Raw genomic sequence first — 16,377 nt, forward strand, 5'->3', positions numbered from 1 at the left:
CAGCGTGACGATCAGGTCCGCGCGCCGGGCCAGCGCAGGCTTGTGCGTGATGACCACGATCGTCGCCTGCGGCAGCGCCGCGCGCAGCCCGTCGGCCACGCGCTGCTCGGTGCCCTCGTCCAGCGCGGCGGTCGGTTCATCTAGGATCAGCACCGATGGTTCGCGCAGCAGCGCGCGGGCCAGCGCGATGCGCTNNCCGGCCGACAGCGCCAGGCCACGCTCGCCGGTGCGGGTATCCAGCCCCTGCGGCAGGCGGCGCAGCAACGGCTCCAGCCCGGCGGCCGCAGCGGCCTGGGCAATACGCGCGCGCGGCACGCCGTCCATGGCGAAGGCGATGTTGCCGGCGATGGTGTCGTTGAACAGGTACGGCGCCTGATCGACCAGCAGCACCTCGCGCCGCAGATCGGCCAGGCACGTCTGCCGCAGGTCGTGCCCGTCCACCAGGATGCGGCCCTGTTGCGGATCGAGGAAGCGGACCATCAGGTCGGCCATGGTCGATTTGCCCGCGCCGCTTTCGCCCAGGATCGCGCAGAAGCTGCCGGCGGGAATGAACAGGTCCACGCCCGCCAGCACCGGTTCGCGATCGTGGCGGAACGAGACTCGCTCGAACCGGATGCCTTGCCGCACGGGGCCGAGCGGGCGCGCATCGGTCTGCTCGGTCACTTCCGCCGGGGTATCGAACAGCTCGAAGATCCGCGCCAGCGAGACGCGGGTGGAGGCCAGGCCCGAAGACAGCCCCAGTAGCGCCTGGATCGGCCCGAACAGGCGCATGTGATAGGCCATGAAGGCGACGAGCGCGCCGATCGTCATCTCACCGTGGATGATCCGCGTGCCGCCATAGAGGATCACCACCGAGGTCGAGGCGGTCAGCAGCGTGCCGGGGAGCGCGCCGGTCATGAACGAGGCGACCTGCATCTTCAGCATGGCGCGCACGAAGGCGCTGTTGCGGGCGCCGAAGCGGTCGACCTCGTGCGCTTCCGCGCCGAGTGCGGCGACCACGCGCATGCCCATGACGGTATCGACCAGCAGGCTGCCGAGATCCGCCCCGCGTTCGCGCATTTCGCGCGTAAGCGCGGTGACCTTCTTCTGGAAGTGGAGGAAGACCATGACCGCTACCGGAACCAGCACCGTGCCGATCAGGAACAGCCGCCAGTCGAGCCACACCATCATCGCCACGCAGCCGATGAAGAACAGCACGTTGCTCAGCACCGAAAGCAGCGTGTCGCCCGCCGCCCGCTGCACGTCGCTGACATCGCTGTTGATGCGCGACATCAGGTCGCCCAGCCGGAAGCCGCCATAGAAGCGCGGGCTGAGCGTTTGCAGGTGGCGGAGCAGCGCGACGCGGATGTCGTAGAGCATCGCCGCCGACAGCCCGACGTAGCGATAGCTGGCGAGGATGTTCAGCGCGAAGCCCGCCAGCGTCACCACGATCATCGCGCCCGACACGGCGAGCAGCGCGTCCATGTTCCGGCGCAGCAGCGCCTCGTCGATCATCAGCTTGGAAAGATAGGGCTGCGCCAGGCCCACCCCGGTCGAAAGCAGGCTGACCAGCAGCACGCCCAGCAACGGCCGCAGATAGGGGCGCACATAGGGCAGCAGCCGGCGATAGGTGCCCCAGTCGGCCACGGGCGGCGGTGGTGCCGCTGGCATCGGGGCCGAATTCGAGGCTGGAGGCTGGCTCAGGCGGCTGCCTCCCGCGCGAACAGGCGGTTGCCACGCAGCACGAAGCGCGGTTCGGGCACGCGCGCCAGTTGGCCGGTGCACCAGGCATGGCCCTGCGCCAGCGCCTCCGCCTGTTCGCGCCACCAGGGCGTGTCGCCCCCTGAGCGGTAGAACGGCAGGCTGACCTGCAGGTGCCGTCGCATCGAGGCGATCAGCATCGCCCGGTAGTGCGCGAGCAGCGCCTCGCGGTCACCGCCGTCGCGGATCGCGGCCAGCACCGCCGCTGCCAGGATGGCCTCGCGCGCGGCCTGCGCGGTGCCGTCGCCGCAGATCGGATCGAAGGCGANNTGGGCGTGATGATCATCCCCTTCGTGTCATCGATGGCCGACGATTCGATCGCCGCGGTGCCGCAGGCGATCCAGTCCGGCCCGGCGAGCCGGTCGAGCAGGCGCGGCGCGGTTTCGAACCTGGCGCCTGCCGGCCCCAGCGTGTCGACCAGCGGCGCGACCAGGCGGCTTTGCGCGAGCAGGGCGTCCGGCATCCGGCCCACGCCCAGCAGCCAGGCGGCGTCTGCCCCTTGCGGAATCAGGAACAGCCACCCTTCCGGCGTGGCTTCGACATGGCAGGTCGCTCGATCGGCCCCCGCGCGCAGCGCGACTGGCACAGCCACGGCCTCGCGCGTGCCGAAACGGTGCAGCGCGGGTTCGGGAAACGGCGGCGCGCCGTGGATGGTGAACGGCGCGGGTGCCTCCTGGAGCATGTCGACCGGCAGTGCCGGCAGGCCCAGTTCGGCCTCGATCTGGGCGCCGGACACCACCGCCGCGCCATGGGGCAGCGGCGCGGACACGCTGCCGCCCCACGAAACCACGCGTCGTTCGATGCGGGGCAGGGCGGCGAACAGGCCCAGCTGGCCGAAGATGTCGCGCAGCAGGGCCAGCGCCGGATCGCTCAGCATGATCACGGGAACGGGGGCGCGCGGTTCGACCGCCGCCCCCGCCAGGCAAAACCCGTCTTGCGCCAGCAGGTGGGCGCAGGTCGCGACGGAAACGCCGCCGCCCCGCAATCGCACCGCTGGCTGTGGTCCGGTCATGGGCGTCCTGTCATCGTCGTCCCGCTATTTCAGGTGGAGCAGGCCGGCCATGGTGGCATCGGCACCGAGATCCCAGGTGCGTTCGTACTTGAGCGTCTTGGCGTCGTACACCTCGATGTCATAGCTGGCGCCGTGGATGTACAGCTTCTGCCCGTCGGCCGAGATGCCGAATGAGAAGCGCGAACGGCAGTGGAATTCCGCCTTCTCCATCACCTTGTTGGTGGCCATGTCGAAGTGCCAGAATTCGCAGCGCTTGTTGCCCAGCGTGCCGTTGGTGACGACGGTATAGCCATCCTTCCCGTCGGGCGTGACTTCCAGCCCGGCCATGCCGGTGGGCACCGGGCCGATCGGGGTGAAATCGAACGTGCGGTTGGTCAGGTTGAAGCGCCCGATGCCGAACATCTTGGCGTGGACATAGGGGTCGGAAGCGTTGAACAGCGAGACGAACTCGTTGGGATTCTGCAACGCTTCCACGCCGCCGCCGAACGCCACGTTCTCCATGCCCGTGGTTTCCGGCTTGGCAAGGTCCAGCCGCTCGCTGACCTTCAGGGTCGCCGTATCGATCACCAGCACCTTGTCGCCGAACTTGTACAGCGTCTTGCCGTCGGGCGAGAGCGCGAAGGTGGGGCGGAAGCCGCCGAGCGTATCGTCCTGCGGATCGATTTCCACTGTCCGCGCGACCTTCTTCTGCTGAAGATCGATCACCGCGTAGAGCGGTTTGCTAACCTTGTAGCGGTCCGGTTCCTTGTCGAAGCGGATGAGCTGGGTGTAGTACCAGCGGCCCGTGGGATCGGGAACGCCGCCCATGAAGCGGTACTTGGTGGTGGGCGTGTTCAGGCTGAACTGGTTGAGGATGCGCCGCGTGGCGCTGTCCAGCACCACGATCCCGCTGGTGGTGATCGTCGTGACGTAGATCTTCGCCTTGTCGTTGGACAGGCGCAGCGAGGTGGGCAGGCCCGCCTGCAGCTGGATACGGTCTGTGATCGCGCCGTTGGTGTCGTCGATCGTGAACAGCTTGTCCGGATACGTGCCGATCATCATCGTGCCGGCATGGGCGGGCGCCGCGGCGGCCAGCGCCGTAACGAGTGCCGGCGCCACCCATGCTTTCGCTATCAGGGCTTTCAGGCGGGACAGGGAACGAAGCTGCTTCATCGTGCTTCTCTTCCTCGAAGGGGCGCGCCGCAGGAACGCGGCAGGTCCGCCCCGGATGGTCAGGGTTCGGCGTGGCAGGCGCGGGCGCGCCCGATCACGGGAAGACGAGATCGAGATTGCGCCAGTCCTTCGTTGCCGCCGCGCAATTGCTCGCCCAGTCCGGCGAATAATTGACGTGGTCGGGCACCTGCACCGGCCAGAAGCAGGTGACGTAGCAATCGTAGATGTCGCGCTCGACCGGCTGGCACAGGCCCGCCGTGCCGCCCCCGGCATCGACTTCCCACCCCGGCGAGAACGACAGGGTGCACCCCATCGGTACGTGTGGGCGCGGCTGCTGCTGCAGCGCGACGACGTCTTCATCAACCGAAGTGATGGTCTCTTCGATCTTCTGGGCCTTCTTATTGATCGGCTTGAGATGCTTCATGACAAGCCCTTTCGTTCAGCGAAGCGTTCGAGGAAGCCGGGGTTGCGCACGGCCAGCGTGCCGTAGATCTTCAGGCACGTGTCGGTCCATTGGCGGATCCAGTCGCAATAATGCAGGTTGGCGTGGCCGGTATCGCCATAGCGGACGAAGGCCTCGTGATGGCAGCCGCCGGCGCAGAGCGGGCGCGCCCAGCACGATTGGCATTCGTACTTGGCCTGAACGTGTCCGCGCGCAAGGAAGTCCTCGCGCTTGCCCTGGTCGATCCCCGTGGAGATGTGGCCCAGGGTGTGCGTATCGGCATCGGTGAAGCGGTGGCAGGGCGAAAGGTCGCCCGACGGGCTCACGCCCAGCAGGCCGAGGCCCGCGCCGCACGGGTGCGACTTGTTGGTGCCCTGGATCAGTTCGCCGATGGTTTCGCTGACGTTGGTGAAGCCGTGCATCCGCCCTTGCAGCGCATAGTCCAGCCATTCGTCGGCAAGGGCATGGAAACCGGCGAGGACGCCAGTCATGTCATCGCCGTTCAGCGAATACTCGCGCTCCTCGCCCGCGGTCGTCACCGGCGCGAAGCCCACTTCGTGGAAGCCGATGTCGTCCTTGAGATGGCGGTAGATGCGGATCACGTCGGTGACCCCCGCCGTCAGGGTGACGCGCGCGGTGATCGCACGGGTCTTGTGGCGGGCGATCAGCTTGCGCAGGCGTGGCTCGATCACGGCGTAGCTGCCCTTGCCGCTCTTGTAGACGCGGCGGGCGTCCTGCATTTCCGCCGGGCCGTCCATGCTGACGGTGACGCCAATCGCGTTGTCCGAGAGGAAATCGATGATCTCGTCGGTGAGCAGCGTGGCGTTGGTGGTCAGGCTGAAGGTGATCTTGCGCCCCTGCGCCGCCGCCTGCTCGGTGGCATAGCCCACCACATCGCGCAGCAGGCGGAAATTCATCAGCGTTTCGCCGCCAAAGAAGGTGATGTGCACCGCTTCGCGGTTGCCCGATCCGGCCAGCAGGAAATCGACCGAGGACTTCGCGGTTTCCAGCGCCATGTACTTCGGCTTGCCGGCCGGCGTGGCGATCTTGTCCGCGCCGAATTCGTAGCAATAGGTGCAGGCCAGGTTGCACTGGTTGGTGACGTTGAGCACCAGCGCCTGCAGGGGATAGTCCGCCGGCGGGGCGGACGGCGCGGGCGCGGTGGTGACCTGTTCCGAATGGATCGCGCGGACCTGCCGCAATTCGCGGATCAGGTCCTCCGCGTCCGCCGGGGAGTGGCCCGCGCCGGCCAGCGCCGTGGCCAGTTCCTCGTGGCTCATCTCGCCCTCGTCGAGCAGATCGAGCACGGCGCGGGTGCCTTCGTCGAGCGCGAAGATCGCGCCCGCCGAAACCAGGTACATGAAGTCCGTGTCGGACGAGCGGAATTCGTGGAGTTCGCCGCGCCGGTAGCGGTGGGCCAGCATGGTCGTCATTGCGAAACCTCCGGCTGATCCCAGCGCTTGTAGGCGGGAACCGTGACGACGAGGTAGGACTTGGCCGTCAGCGGCTTACCCTGGGCGTCCTTTTCGGCCTTGGCCGTGGCGACCACCCAGACCTCGCCATAGTTGTTGCGATTGCCGCTGCGCTGCGGGTTCGGTCCGTCCACGTTCGGCGTGAACAGCGCCTTCTGGCTGATCGAACCGACATAGGCCTTGTCGTCATCGTACCAGACCGACTGGAACTCCTGGATGCTCCAGTCGGCGGCGACGGGGCCGATGTTCACGTCGTCGGCGGTGTTGGGCTTGCCATCGGGGCCGTTGTCGAAGCCGACGGCATCGAACTGGGCGTATCCCTTGGCGAAGTGCGCGCCGCCCAGCCGCGACAGGTTGGTGTCGGGCGTGACCTTCAGGTAGTCGACCTTGCGATAGACCGGCAGGGCCGAAGCGAGCACCGCGCTCCCCACCGAAACATCATGCACGCCGGCGACAGCGCCGGGGGCGGCATCGACAGATACGACGATTTCGGTGGGGCTCGCGGTGACGACCCTGGTCACCGCTAGCCCGGCGCCAAGGTCGATATCCTTCGCAGTCAGCGATGCCGGCAGGCTATCGCCGAAAATGTGGACGTCCACCCCCCTGGTGCCGGCCTTGATCGCGTTGGGCCAGACAGCGCCGATAGTCGGGCTGCCGTCTGCGCGTACCAGCTTCACGTCGAAACCGAATTCCTGATATTCCCCCCAGAACCAGCGACCTTCGGCGTTCTTGCGATCGGGCGAGAACCACATCGTCTCGCGCGTCGGATTGTCGAGCGCATCGGGCGCGGAAGGCTGCGCGGACGGCGTGGAGCGGCCGCGCCAGCTGTAGCCGGCATAGACGATGCCGTTGCCGGTCCGGCTCAGCGTCGATCCGTCGGTCAGCGACCGCAGCGCGATGCCGGTCTTGAATTCGTCGCTGTCGGCCGTGGCGCCGATGGTCATCGTGCCGATGAACCGGCCCTTGCCCGGGGCGGAGGCGCTGACCAGCCATTTGCCCGCCAGGCGCGGGTCCTGCATCCGGGACTTCCACTGCGTCCATTCGGGCGTGTGCAGCGGGGCGACCTTGCGCGTATAGTCCAGCGCGATCTGGCCTTGTGTCACCGGCGTCGCGCCGGGCTTGGTCACGATCGGCGTCGGCTGGCCGAAGACCGCGCCGGGTTCGTCCGTGGCGGGGCGGCGATACTGGACGTCGGCCTGCGAATAGAGCGCGACGTGGAAATCCTGCAGCAGCTTCCATTCGCTGCCCGACCGTCGCCAGGAAAGCGGCTGGGCAAAGGCGTGGCACGTGGCGCAGGCTCCGCGCAGGGATTCGCTGGGGATGTTGGTCTCGTCCTGGATGCGATGCTCCACGAGGTACATCACCGGCCTTGCTTCCTCCGGGGCAAGCCCGTGGCTGCTCGAAAGATAGCGGACCACCTGCCGCGATTCCTCGGGCGTGATCTGCAAGCCGTTCAGCTTGACCATGCGCTTGATCGCCTGCGCCCAGCCTTCCGGCGTGGTGCGCAGCCAGGAAATGCGCGAAAGATTGCCCTTCGCGTCGGCGGTGTGGCAGGCGCCGCACTTTTCCTTGGTCAGGCTATCGGTGACCGGGATGCCTTCCTCGCTTTCGGGCTTGTCCGCCCCGCCAGCCATGCCGCCGGTCATGCCCCCGGCCTGCGCGACAACGGCGGTGGCGGTGCACAGACCCGCCAGCAGCAGCGGGCGCAGCGACAGGCGCGTTGCCAGCGCGGCCCGCCAGGATGGGCTGGCGGCGGCATCCTGCGCGTCGTGTGGACGGGACTCGGTATCCGGGTAGGCCATGCTCGCGAAATCCCCCTGATTGGACCGGAAGCGGCGCGATTCGAGCGCGGGTCACGAGAGCAAGCTTGACGCTTGTCCAAGATTGGTCAACGCCTTTGTTGCAGCGCCGCCCATCTTTTTTGCAGATGCGAAAAAAGGCGTGTGATCCGGTTGGAATCACACGCCTTTTGGATGTTGGAAGCTGTCCTGGCGGGCGGCGTTCGGGCCGCGATCAGGTCAGCTGCAACGGCAGGGATCGCAGCCGTTTGCCGGTGGCGGCGCGGATGGCGTTGGCAATCGCCGGAATGACCGGCGGCAGGGCCGGTTCGCCCAGTCCGGTAGGCGGGAAATCGCTCTTGACCCAGGTGATCGCGACATCGCGTGGCACGGCATCGATGCGCAGCAGCGGGAAATCGCCGAAGTTGTCGGCCGTGATCGCGCCGGCTTCCTGCACTACCGGCTGCCACACCAGCGCCTGCGCGATGCCATCGATCGCCGCACCCTGCGACTGGTGCTCGGCATTGAGCGGGTTGATGACCTGGCTGCCGATGTCGCCCGCCATCCAGATCTTGTCGACCTTCACCGAAGTTCCGCCCGAAACGGTGACGTCGACGACTTCCGCGAAATAGCCGCGATGGCTGAAATAGAAGCCGAAGCCGCGCCCTTTGACCGCATCGCCCGCGCCCTTTGCGGGGCCTGTGCGCCCGGTCCAGTTCGCGGCCTTGCACACCGCGTCGATCACGCTGCGGGCGCGGCCGGTGTGGAACACCAGCCCCTTGCGCTCGGTCGGCAGTTCGCGCGGTTCGCCCAGCGTGCGGCGCATCAGCTCGGGCAGGTCGATGCCAGCGGCCTCGGCCACCTCGTCGAGAAAACCCTGGTACACGAAGGCCATGGCATTGGAGGTCGGCGCGCGCAGCCAGCCCGTCGGCAGGTTGGTCTTGAGATAGGTCGCGCCCAGATGGGCATCAGGCACGACCGGAGCGGGAAATTCGGTCGAGCTCATTTCCGCCGCGCGGATCGGCTTCCCGTCCGCGCCGAAGGTGATGAAGTGGTCCTTGAACGCGATCAGCGCGCCCTTGGCATCGAGGCCGGCGGTGAAGCGGTGCCAGCCGGCGGGACGATAGTAATCGTGCCGCAGATCGTCCGTGCGGTCCCACAGCAGCTTGACCGGCCGGCCGGGCACGCCCTTCGCCACCTGCGCCGCCAGCACCATGTAGTCGCTCATCAGCCGGCGGCCGAAACCGCCGCCGATGCGCGTCATGTGGATGGTCATCGCTTCGGGCGCGATGCCGAGCATGGCGGCCACTTCCTTGCGCCCGGCGCCCGGGTTCTGCGTCGGCGCCCACAGCTCCAGCTTGCCGTCCGCCGTCCACAGCGCGGTGCAGTTCTGCGGCTCCAGCGTGGCGTGGGCCAGGAAGGGATAGGAATAGTCGGCGGTCACGGTCTTTGCCGCGCCGGCCAGGGCCTTGTCGGCGTCGCCAGCCTTGAACAGATCGGCCTGCGGCGCGGCGCCCAGCGCATCGGCGGCCTGCTTCGCATAGCCGGCGGTCGAGAATTGCTTCTGCGCGGCATCGTCCCACGCCACCACCAGCTTTTCGCGCGCCTTGCTGGCTTTCCACCAGCTGTCGGCGACGATCGCGACGGCATCCTGCTGCCCCGGCGGGACAAGGCCGCTGTTGACCGGTACCACGGCGACGACGCCCGGAATCCCGCGCACGGCCGCATCGTCGATCCGGGCGATGGTGCCGCCGAACGCCGGGCACTTGACCAGCGCGGCGTGGAGCATGCCGGGCAGGTGCGTGTCGATGCCGTACAGGGGCACGCCCTTGACGATCTTGGGCGTGTCCACGCCCGGCACCGACTGGCCGATGATGCGGAACGCCTCCGCCGGCTTCAGCGGCACCGTCGCCAGATCGGGCACGGGCATGCCGGCCGCCTCGCGCGCCAGCGCGGCATAGGGCACGCTGCGCCCGCCGGCCTTGTCGATCACCTTGCCGGCTTCGGTCGAAAGCGACGCCGGGGCGACGCCCCACTGCTTGGCCGCCGCCGCCACCAGCATGGCGCGCGCGGCCGCGCCGGCCTGGCGCATGGGAAGCCAGTTGTTCGGCGTCGCGGTGCTGCCGCCGGCGACCTGAAGACCATAGCGCTTGTCGTCGGCGTCGGTCTGCTCGATGCGGACCTGGTTCCACGCCACGTCGAGTTCCTCGGCGATCAGCATCGGCAGCATGGTCTTCACGCCCTGGCCGATCTCGGGATTCTTGGCGCCGATGGTCACGCTGTTGTCCGCGTTGATGCGGATGAACGCGGTGAGCAGGACGGGTTCGCCCGCGGCGCCAGTCGCCTGCGCCAGCGCGATCCGGGCGTCGAAGGTCAGCACCGCCCCGCCCGCGAGCGAGGCGGCGAGGAACGAGCGGCGGTTCAACGACCGGCGGCTCAGTGCCGCGCCGGCGGCTTCTCGATCCTTCACGATGCTCATGCCGCCACTCCCGCCGCCTTGCGGATCGCCTTCTGGATGCGCAGGTAGGTGGCGCAACGGCAGATGTTGCCGCTCATGCCGCCTTCGATGTCCTCGGCCGTGGGCTTGGGCGTCTGCGTCAGCAGCGCCGTGGCCGACATGATCTGTCCGGCCTGGCAATAGCCGCACTGCGGCACGTCGAGATCGACCCAGGCATCGACCACCTTCTTGCCCACCGGCAGCGAGGCCACGTCCTCGATCGTGGTGATCTGCTTGCCCGCCGCATCGGCGATCGGCGTCTGGCACGATCGCACCGCGTTGCCGTCCAGCAGCACCGTGCAGGCGCCGCACAGGCCCGCACCGCAGCCGAACTTGGTGCCGGGCAGGTTCAGGTCTTCCCGCAAGACCCACAGCAGCGGCTTGTCGGCGTCCGCGTCGACGACGCGCTTCTTGCGGTTGACGGTCAGCGAAATGGCCATCGGCAGTCCTTCATGCTTGATCGCGCGGATATTCTCATCCCGCGCACCTGTTAAGCCGGGCGCACGGGATGCACCATTGCCAAACAGATATTCCGTAACGCGGAACGCTGGCGGGATGGAAACCTTTGTTGTCCGGTTTCAAGAAATTGGCTTGAAAACGGCTTAAATATTGGACAGGCATCAAGTATCCGTCAAGCGCCGTTGCGCGCGCGGGATAAAAAGGGTTGGGCGGGGCAGTCGGGCTGGCGACCCACGTTCAGGAGTGTTAGGCCGGGTGCAATGGCAAGCGATGTCGCCCACATGATAGCCACGCGGCCGGGAACCTATACGCGCGGGACCGAGACGGTCGACGCCATTCTCAAGGCCGCGTTGACCGTGCTGATCGACGAAGGCGCGGGCGCGTTCACGATCCGCCGTATCGCCGCCGAATGCGGGATGAAGGTGGGCAACGTCAGCTACCATTTCCCGCGCAAGGAAATGCTGATCCAGATCCTGCTCGACGAGTTGCTGGAAAGCTATGACAAGCTGCTGGAGAACCGCGTCCGCCAGCCCGACCTGCCGGCGGAGGAAAGGCTGCGGCTGCTGATCGAGATTTGCCTGGATGATATCGCCGGCAAGCGCACCACGCGGCTGTTCACCGAACTGTGGGCGCTGGCCAACCAGAACGAATTCATCGCGGATCGGGTCCGGGCCTTTTACCAGGGGGTCCACGATTTCATCGGGGAATACGTAGCGCTGCTCAATCCCCGGCTGTCGCCCGATCAGGTGCACACGGTGGCGCTTTATATCAGCGCGTCGATGGAAGGCACTACGCCATTCCTCGGATATGAAAAACCCTGGGCCGCGAAGATGATGGCGTTCCGGACCATAGCCGCCCGCGCGCTGGTCGATCTCGCCAGAACGATAACGCCGGAACAGATTTCCGGCCTTCGGTAAGGCGCGCGAAGCAGCACGCGGCACAAAAGGGTCCTGACCCCAGGGCTGTGAGTGTGCCGGATGCGGAACAGGGCGATCATCGGGAGGGGTGTTGGGGCGGCCTCGCTGGCGGCCGCGCTGGGATGCCTGCAACCCGGAATCGATCCGATCTACCTGACGGTGTTGAGCGATGCGCGGCCCGTGCCGCTGGAGGCGCACGGGCTGGTCGTGGGCTTTACCCAGGCCGGCTCCGCGCTGGGCGCGCTGACGGTCTGGTGGCTGGGGCCGGTCCTGCCCCGAGGAAGCGTTGTGGCGGCGGCCGTGTTGGCATTCCTGTGCAGCGTGGCGACGGCGCTGGCCGGCAGCCTGGCGACCGTTCTCGCGTGCCGCGCCGGCTATGGCCTGGCGATGGGGGTGGTCTATGCCACCACCATGGCGGCCTATGCCGCGCACCGCCCCAGCAAGGCCTATGGCGCGGTCTATCTGACCCAGCTCATTCTCTCGACGCTGGTTTCGCTGGCCTTGCCCGAGCTGATGCTGGCGGCCGGCGCAAAAACCGCGCTGATGGCGATGGCGCTGGTACCGGCCCTTGCGTTGGTGGTGCTGGTGCCGTTCGTGCGGTCGGCATCGATGATCGATAGCCCGTCCGGCATCGCCGCGGGAAGGAGCGCGGTGCCGGTCGCCGGCTGGGCGCTGGCCGCGGCAACCTTCTGGTTCATCTGTTCGACGATGCTGGTGTGGAGCTTCTCGGCCGCGCTGGCCACGCGCGCGGGTATCGCCGATCGCACGATCGGGCAGGCCGTGGCGATCGGCTCCGTCGTCGGCGCGCTGACCGCGGTGGCGGTGATGCGCGAACGGCTGCTGGTGCCGCTGCCGGTCACCGCCCTGCTGTCCGGGCTGGCGCTCGCTTCGCCGGTGGTGCTGACGGTGCCGGGGGCGGACGGCGCCTATGTCGCGTCGATCGTGCTGCTCAACATCGGTTCCACCGCGATCATCATCCGATGCTCCGGGCTGGCGACGGCGTCGAGCCGGGATTCGCGCTTTCGCGTGTTCGTGGCCTGCACGCACAGTCTTGGGCTGATCGCCGGGCCGTTGCTGGGAACGGCGATGATGGCGCTGTTCGGGCGCGAGGGGTTGCTGATCGGCGTGGCGCTGGCCCTGACGGGAGGGCTGGTCTCGGTCGGCTGGGCGGTCCGCGCCGGATTTGCGGGTGCGACCGGCGCGAGTCCTCAAAAGGGTGGCGCGCCAGCCCCTATAGGCGCTTGACTAAAACTGGACGGGCGTCAAACCTTCACCCGACGACGCAGCGCCATGCTATCTTGCGGGGGCAAGGCGCATGGTGAAGGCGCCGCATCGGCCGTCGCAACCGAAGGGGGTCAAGGTCAGATGAAATCCATTGCCAGCCGCATGCTTTCCGCCATCCCGACGCTTGCCGCCTGCCTCGCGCTGTCGGTGATCGACGCGCCGCAGGCCTTGGCCGACACCGCCAATCCCACGGAGCCTGAAGAGTCGGACGTCGCCGCGATCACGCCGCCCAAGCCGGGCTGGATTTTCGTGAACCGGGGTTTCGTGTTCCCCGGTACCGCGATCTACGACACCGGCAACGGCAAGATGCTGGGTTTGGTGCAGACGGCGCTTCTGGCGGACATGGCGATCGATCCGGCGGGCAAGTTCTATTACGTGGCCGAAACGATCTGGAGCAAGGGCAATCGCGGTACGCGGCAGGACATGGTCACGGTCTATGATTCGACCAATCTCAAGCTGCAGGCCGAAATCCCGATTCCCGGCCGCCTGCTGATCGGCGGCCGCAAGCAGGACTTCATCCTGAGCGACGACGGCAAGCTGGGTTTCGTCTATAACTTCAGCCCCGCGTCGTCGGTCAGCGTGGTCGATCTGGAAAAGCGCAAGTTCCTGCGCGCGATCGAGCTGCCCGGCTGCGCCAGCCTTATCCCCAATCCCGGCGCCGGCTTCTCCGCGCTCTGCGCCGATGGTTCGCTGGCAACGGTCACGGCGGGTGCCGCGAAGCCCGCGATCACCCATTCGGCTCCGTTCTTTTCGGCGACCGACGATCCGATCTTCGACAACCTGATCTACGACAAAACGAAGCAGCAAGCGGTTTTCCTGTCCTACACCGGCAAGATCTATACCGCGAAGATGGCGGCGGCGCCGACGGTTTCCGAGCCCTTCTCGATCCAGGTGGCGGCCGGGCTGCGCGCGGGCGACACCAAGCCGCTCGACGTCAACTGGTATCCCGGCGGGGGGCAGCCGATGGCGCTCCACCGCGCGTCCGGCCATCTCTTCGTGCTGATGCATCCGGGCGAATACTGGACGCACAAGGCCGGCGGCACCGAAATCTGGGACGTCGATCTCGCGGCGAAGAAAGTGGTGAAGCGCGTGCCGATCACCGATCCGGCTACCACGATCGAGGTCACGCAGGAGGCTGCGCCCAAGCTGATGTATTCCGGCGGCGAGGGTGGCACGGTCCATGTGATTGACCTGAAGACCTGGGACGAAACGCTCAAGCTCGACCGTGCCGGCAGCGGCGTGATCACCGTTACGGACGCGCGGTGAGCGCTGTCGCCGCCGATCTTGCGGTATCGGGCCTGCGCGTCGCGGGGCTGGCCGGCGCGTTCGGCACTGGTCTGGTCTTCGTGCATGCGGGCCTGTCGAAGCTGCTCCATCGCGATGTGCTGCCCGGCGTGATCGCCAATTACCGGCTGCTGCCCGATGTGCTGGTCGCACCCGTTGCTGCGGTGCTGCCGTGGGCGGAACTGGTGCTGGGGGTGGCGTTGCTGGCGGGCGGGCCGCGCCTGGCCGTGGTGCCGGCGCTGCTCCTGCTCGGGCTGTTCGCAGCGGCAATGGCGGTGAACATCGGGCGCGGTCGGCGCTCGATCGACTGCGGCTGCGGGCGGTCGCAATTGCGCCAGACGCTGGGCTGGCCGCTGGTGGCGCGCAATGTGGTGCTGATGGCACTGGCGGCCTTGCGCCTGCCCGCCGCGCTGCCGTCCACCGGCTTCGAGCTGGCCACCGCCCTAGCGGGCGGCCTCAGCCTGTTCGTTCTCTATCTGCTGTTCAACGCCATCGCCGCGCTGGCTGTCTCGCCCGTCGCGGCCAGAGTCAACGCTGGAATCAAACGGAGGTGAGCCCATGCTGACGGCGCTTATCGTTTCGCAGGTCATTTCGTGGGGCGTGGTCCTCGCGCTCGTCGTCGCTGTGCTGGCGCTGGCGCGGCAGGTGGGCGTGCTGCACATGCGCGTGGCGCCGGCCGGGGCTTTGACCACGGCGGGCGGGCCTTCGGTGGGCGCGCGATCGGCCGCCATTCCGGCGCGGACGCTCGAAGGCGCGGCGGTGACCGTCGGTGGCGCCGCGCCCGGATCGGCGCTGCGCCTGCTGATGTTCGTGTCGGCCGCCTGCCCGCTGTGCAAGGGGCTGATTCCGATGGCCAAGTCGTTCGCGCGCGACGAGCGCGTGCAGCTGATCTTCGTGGGGGACGACGATCCGGCGGTGCAGCGCGGGATGATCGAACAGCACGGCCTGGGATCGTACCAGTTCATCAACGGGCCGGACGTGGGGCAGGCGTTCGAGGTGGGCAAGCTGCCTTACGCGGTGCTGCTCGACGCCGATGGCACGGTGCTGTCCAAGGGGCTGGTCAACAGCCGCGAACACCTGGAGAGCCTGGTGATTGCGCACGAGATGGGCGTCCGTTCGGTGCAGGACTATATCGGAAGCCTGAAGGCGGAAGTGGCGTGATGGCTGTGGCGCGGCTGGCCTGCGCGGACAATTTCAAGGGGGCATGGTCATGAAGAAGTTCGATGCGGACGCCATGGGCGAAACGCTGCTTCGCCGTTTCGCGGGCGGCACCTCGCGCCGTGGCATCCTGGCGCGGCTGGGCGCGGCGCTGGTGGCCGCCCCGGTGTTTCCGCTGCTGCCGGTCAGCCGGGCCGAGGCGGCCAAGCCTGACCGGTCGGGCGAAGGCAAGACCGCTTTCGCCCGCGTGGCGCAGAGCAAGGACAACACCAAGTGCGATTACTGGCGCTATTGCGCGATCGACGGTTCGCTCTGCACCTGCTGCGGCGGCGGCATCCACACCTGCCCGCCCGGCGCGGAACCTTCGCCGGTTTCGTGGGTGGGCACCTGCGTCAATCCCGATGACGGCAAGTCCTACCTGATCGCCTATCGCGATTGCTGCGGCAAGGCGTACTGCATGCAGTGCGATTGCAACAATACCGACCGCGAGACGCAGCTCTACGTGCCGCAGCTCAACAACGACGTGATCTGGTGCTTCGGCACGAGCAGCATGGAATACCACTGCTCCACCGCCGTGCTTGTCGGCCCGGCCTGACCGGGCGATTGCGCGAACGGACCGCGCAGAGGGATATTGGCGGCATGGCGTTTCGTTCCTGGCCCGTTTTCTGCCTGGCGCTGTTGGCGCTGGCCTGTGCCATCGGGCGCGCGGACGTGCGCGCGACGCCGGCCCAGCTCACCCCGGCGGAGGTGATGGTCGATCCGGAACTGGCGCGGTCGGACTATGTCGAGCATTGCGCCGGCTGCCATGGGGTGCAGGGCAAATCCGCGCCCGCGCCGCTGCCCGAACTGTTCGGCCGCGTCGGCTGGTTCATGTGCACGCCGCAATCGCGCGCCTATCTGCTGCGCCTGCCCAATATCGCGCACAGCCGGATCAAGGATAACGCGGAACTGGCGGACATGATGAACTACGTGGTCTTCGTGATCGGCGCGGGCAGCGTGCCGCCGGGGACCAGGCCGTTCACGGGCGCGGAAGTGACGCGCGAACGGCCGCTGGTGATGGATTCGGCCTCGCTGACCGCCGAACGCGCCCGCCATGCCGCCGACGCGATCCGCAAGTGCCGGGCGCCGGCCTCGCTCGGCCTGCTCTATCCGGGCGAGACCAAGTGACCCGGGCGCGGGAAT

General features: G+C 67.6%; 15 protein-coding genes. 7 read left to right on the top strand and 8 right to left on the bottom strand.

Annotated features, from left to right (window positions below; all coding sequences use genetic code 11):
• The 8 genes from B3547_RS11235 to B3547_RS11270 all read right to left on the bottom strand — a co-directional run.
• On the bottom strand, positions 1–1,650 hold a 1,650-nt coding region (locus tag B3547_RS11235; RefSeq protein ID WP_292963126.1), incomplete at its 3' end, for an ABC transporter ATP-binding protein.
• A 29-nt stretch (positions 1,651–1,679) separates the two neighbouring features.
• On the bottom strand, positions 1,680–1,880 hold the full coding sequence (locus B3547_RS11240; protein ID WP_292963128.1) for a hypothetical protein: 201 nt from the start codon (positions 1,878–1,880) through the stop codon (positions 1,680–1,682).
• Between the two features lie 896 nt (positions 1,881–2,776).
• Entirely contained in the window at positions 2,777–3,904 is a 1,128-nt protein-coding gene (locus tag B3547_RS11245; protein ID WP_292963130.1) for a YncE family protein, read from the bottom strand.
• Between the two features lie 94 nt (positions 3,905–3,998).
• Entirely contained in the window at positions 3,999–4,328 is a 330-nt protein-coding gene (gene qhpC / locus B3547_RS11250) for a quinohemoprotein amine dehydrogenase subunit gamma (protein WP_124808088.1), read from the bottom strand.
• Complete coding sequence (peaB, locus tag B3547_RS11255) at positions 4,325–5,779, bottom strand: quinohemoprotein amine dehydrogenase maturation protein (RefSeq protein WP_292963134.1); 1,455 nt, start codon at positions 5,777–5,779, stop codon at positions 4,325–4,327. Before peaB ends, qhpC begins: the two co-directional genes overlap by 4 nt.
• Positions 5,776–7,620: a quinohemoprotein amine dehydrogenase subunit alpha gene (peaA, locus tag B3547_RS11260; RefSeq protein WP_292963136.1), complete on the bottom strand. Its 1,845-nt coding sequence runs from the start codon at positions 7,618–7,620 to the stop codon at positions 5,776–5,778. The genes peaB and peaA overlap by 4 nt, the downstream gene beginning before the upstream one ends.
• A 211-nt stretch (positions 7,621–7,831) precedes the next feature.
• Positions 7,832–10,075 carry a xanthine dehydrogenase family protein molybdopterin-binding subunit gene (locus B3547_RS11265; protein ID WP_292963138.1) on the bottom strand — a complete coding sequence of 748 codons (2,244 nt, stop codon included), beginning with the start codon at positions 10,073–10,075 and terminating at the stop codon, positions 7,832–7,834.
• The gene (locus B3547_RS11270) at positions 10,072–10,533 is read right to left on the bottom strand and encodes a (2Fe-2S)-binding protein (RefSeq protein WP_136956409.1); all 462 of its coding nucleotides are present in this window, start codon (positions 10,531–10,533) and stop codon (positions 10,072–10,074) included. Before B3547_RS11270 ends, B3547_RS11265 begins: the two co-directional genes overlap by 4 nt.
• Positions 10,534–10,833: 300 nt before the next feature.
• Between B3547_RS11270 and B3547_RS11275 the strand changes: the two genes are divergently transcribed.
• The 7 genes from B3547_RS11275 to B3547_RS11305 all read left to right on the top strand — a co-directional run bounded on the left by B3547_RS11275 (position 10,834) and on the right by B3547_RS11305 (position 16,362).
• Entirely contained in the window at positions 10,834–11,469 is a 636-nt protein-coding gene (locus B3547_RS11275) for a TetR/AcrR family transcriptional regulator (protein WP_124808093.1), read from the top strand.
• Positions 11,470–11,529: 60 nt separating this feature from the next.
• Positions 11,530–12,714 (top strand): MFS transporter, encoded by a 1,185-nt coding sequence (locus tag B3547_RS11280; RefSeq protein ID WP_292963145.1) that lies wholly within the window; start codon positions 11,530–11,532, stop codon positions 12,712–12,714.
• Between the two features lie 120 nt (positions 12,715–12,834).
• A complete protein-coding gene (locus B3547_RS11285; protein WP_124808095.1) occupies positions 12,835–14,019 on the top strand; it encodes an amine dehydrogenase large subunit in 1,185 nt (394 codons plus the stop codon).
• On the top strand, positions 14,016–14,591 hold the full coding sequence (locus B3547_RS11290) for a MauE/DoxX family redox-associated membrane protein (protein WP_125954077.1): 576 nt from the start codon (positions 14,016–14,018) through the stop codon (positions 14,589–14,591). The genes B3547_RS11285 and B3547_RS11290 overlap by 4 nt, the downstream gene beginning before the upstream one ends.
• Positions 14,592–14,595: 4 nt before the next feature.
• Positions 14,596–15,198: a methylamine utilization protein MauD gene (locus tag B3547_RS11295; protein WP_124808097.1), complete on the top strand. Its 603-nt coding sequence runs from the start codon at positions 14,596–14,598 to the stop codon at positions 15,196–15,198.
• Between the two features lie 49 nt (positions 15,199–15,247).
• Positions 15,248–15,790, top strand: coding sequence for a methylamine dehydrogenase light chain (locus tag B3547_RS11300; RefSeq protein ID WP_124808098.1), 543 nt, complete (start codon positions 15,248–15,250; stop codon positions 15,788–15,790).
• A gap of 44 nt (positions 15,791–15,834) precedes the next feature.
• Positions 15,835–16,362, top strand: coding sequence for a cytochrome C (locus B3547_RS11305; RefSeq protein ID WP_292963150.1), 528 nt, complete (start codon positions 15,835–15,837; stop codon positions 16,360–16,362).
• The last annotated feature ends 15 nt before the right edge of the window (positions 16,363–16,377 follow it).

Origin of the sequence: Novosphingobium sp. UBA1939, assembly GCF_002336885.1 — a bacterium.
Lineage (GTDB): Bacteria > Pseudomonadota > Alphaproteobacteria > Sphingomonadales > Sphingomonadaceae > Novosphingobium.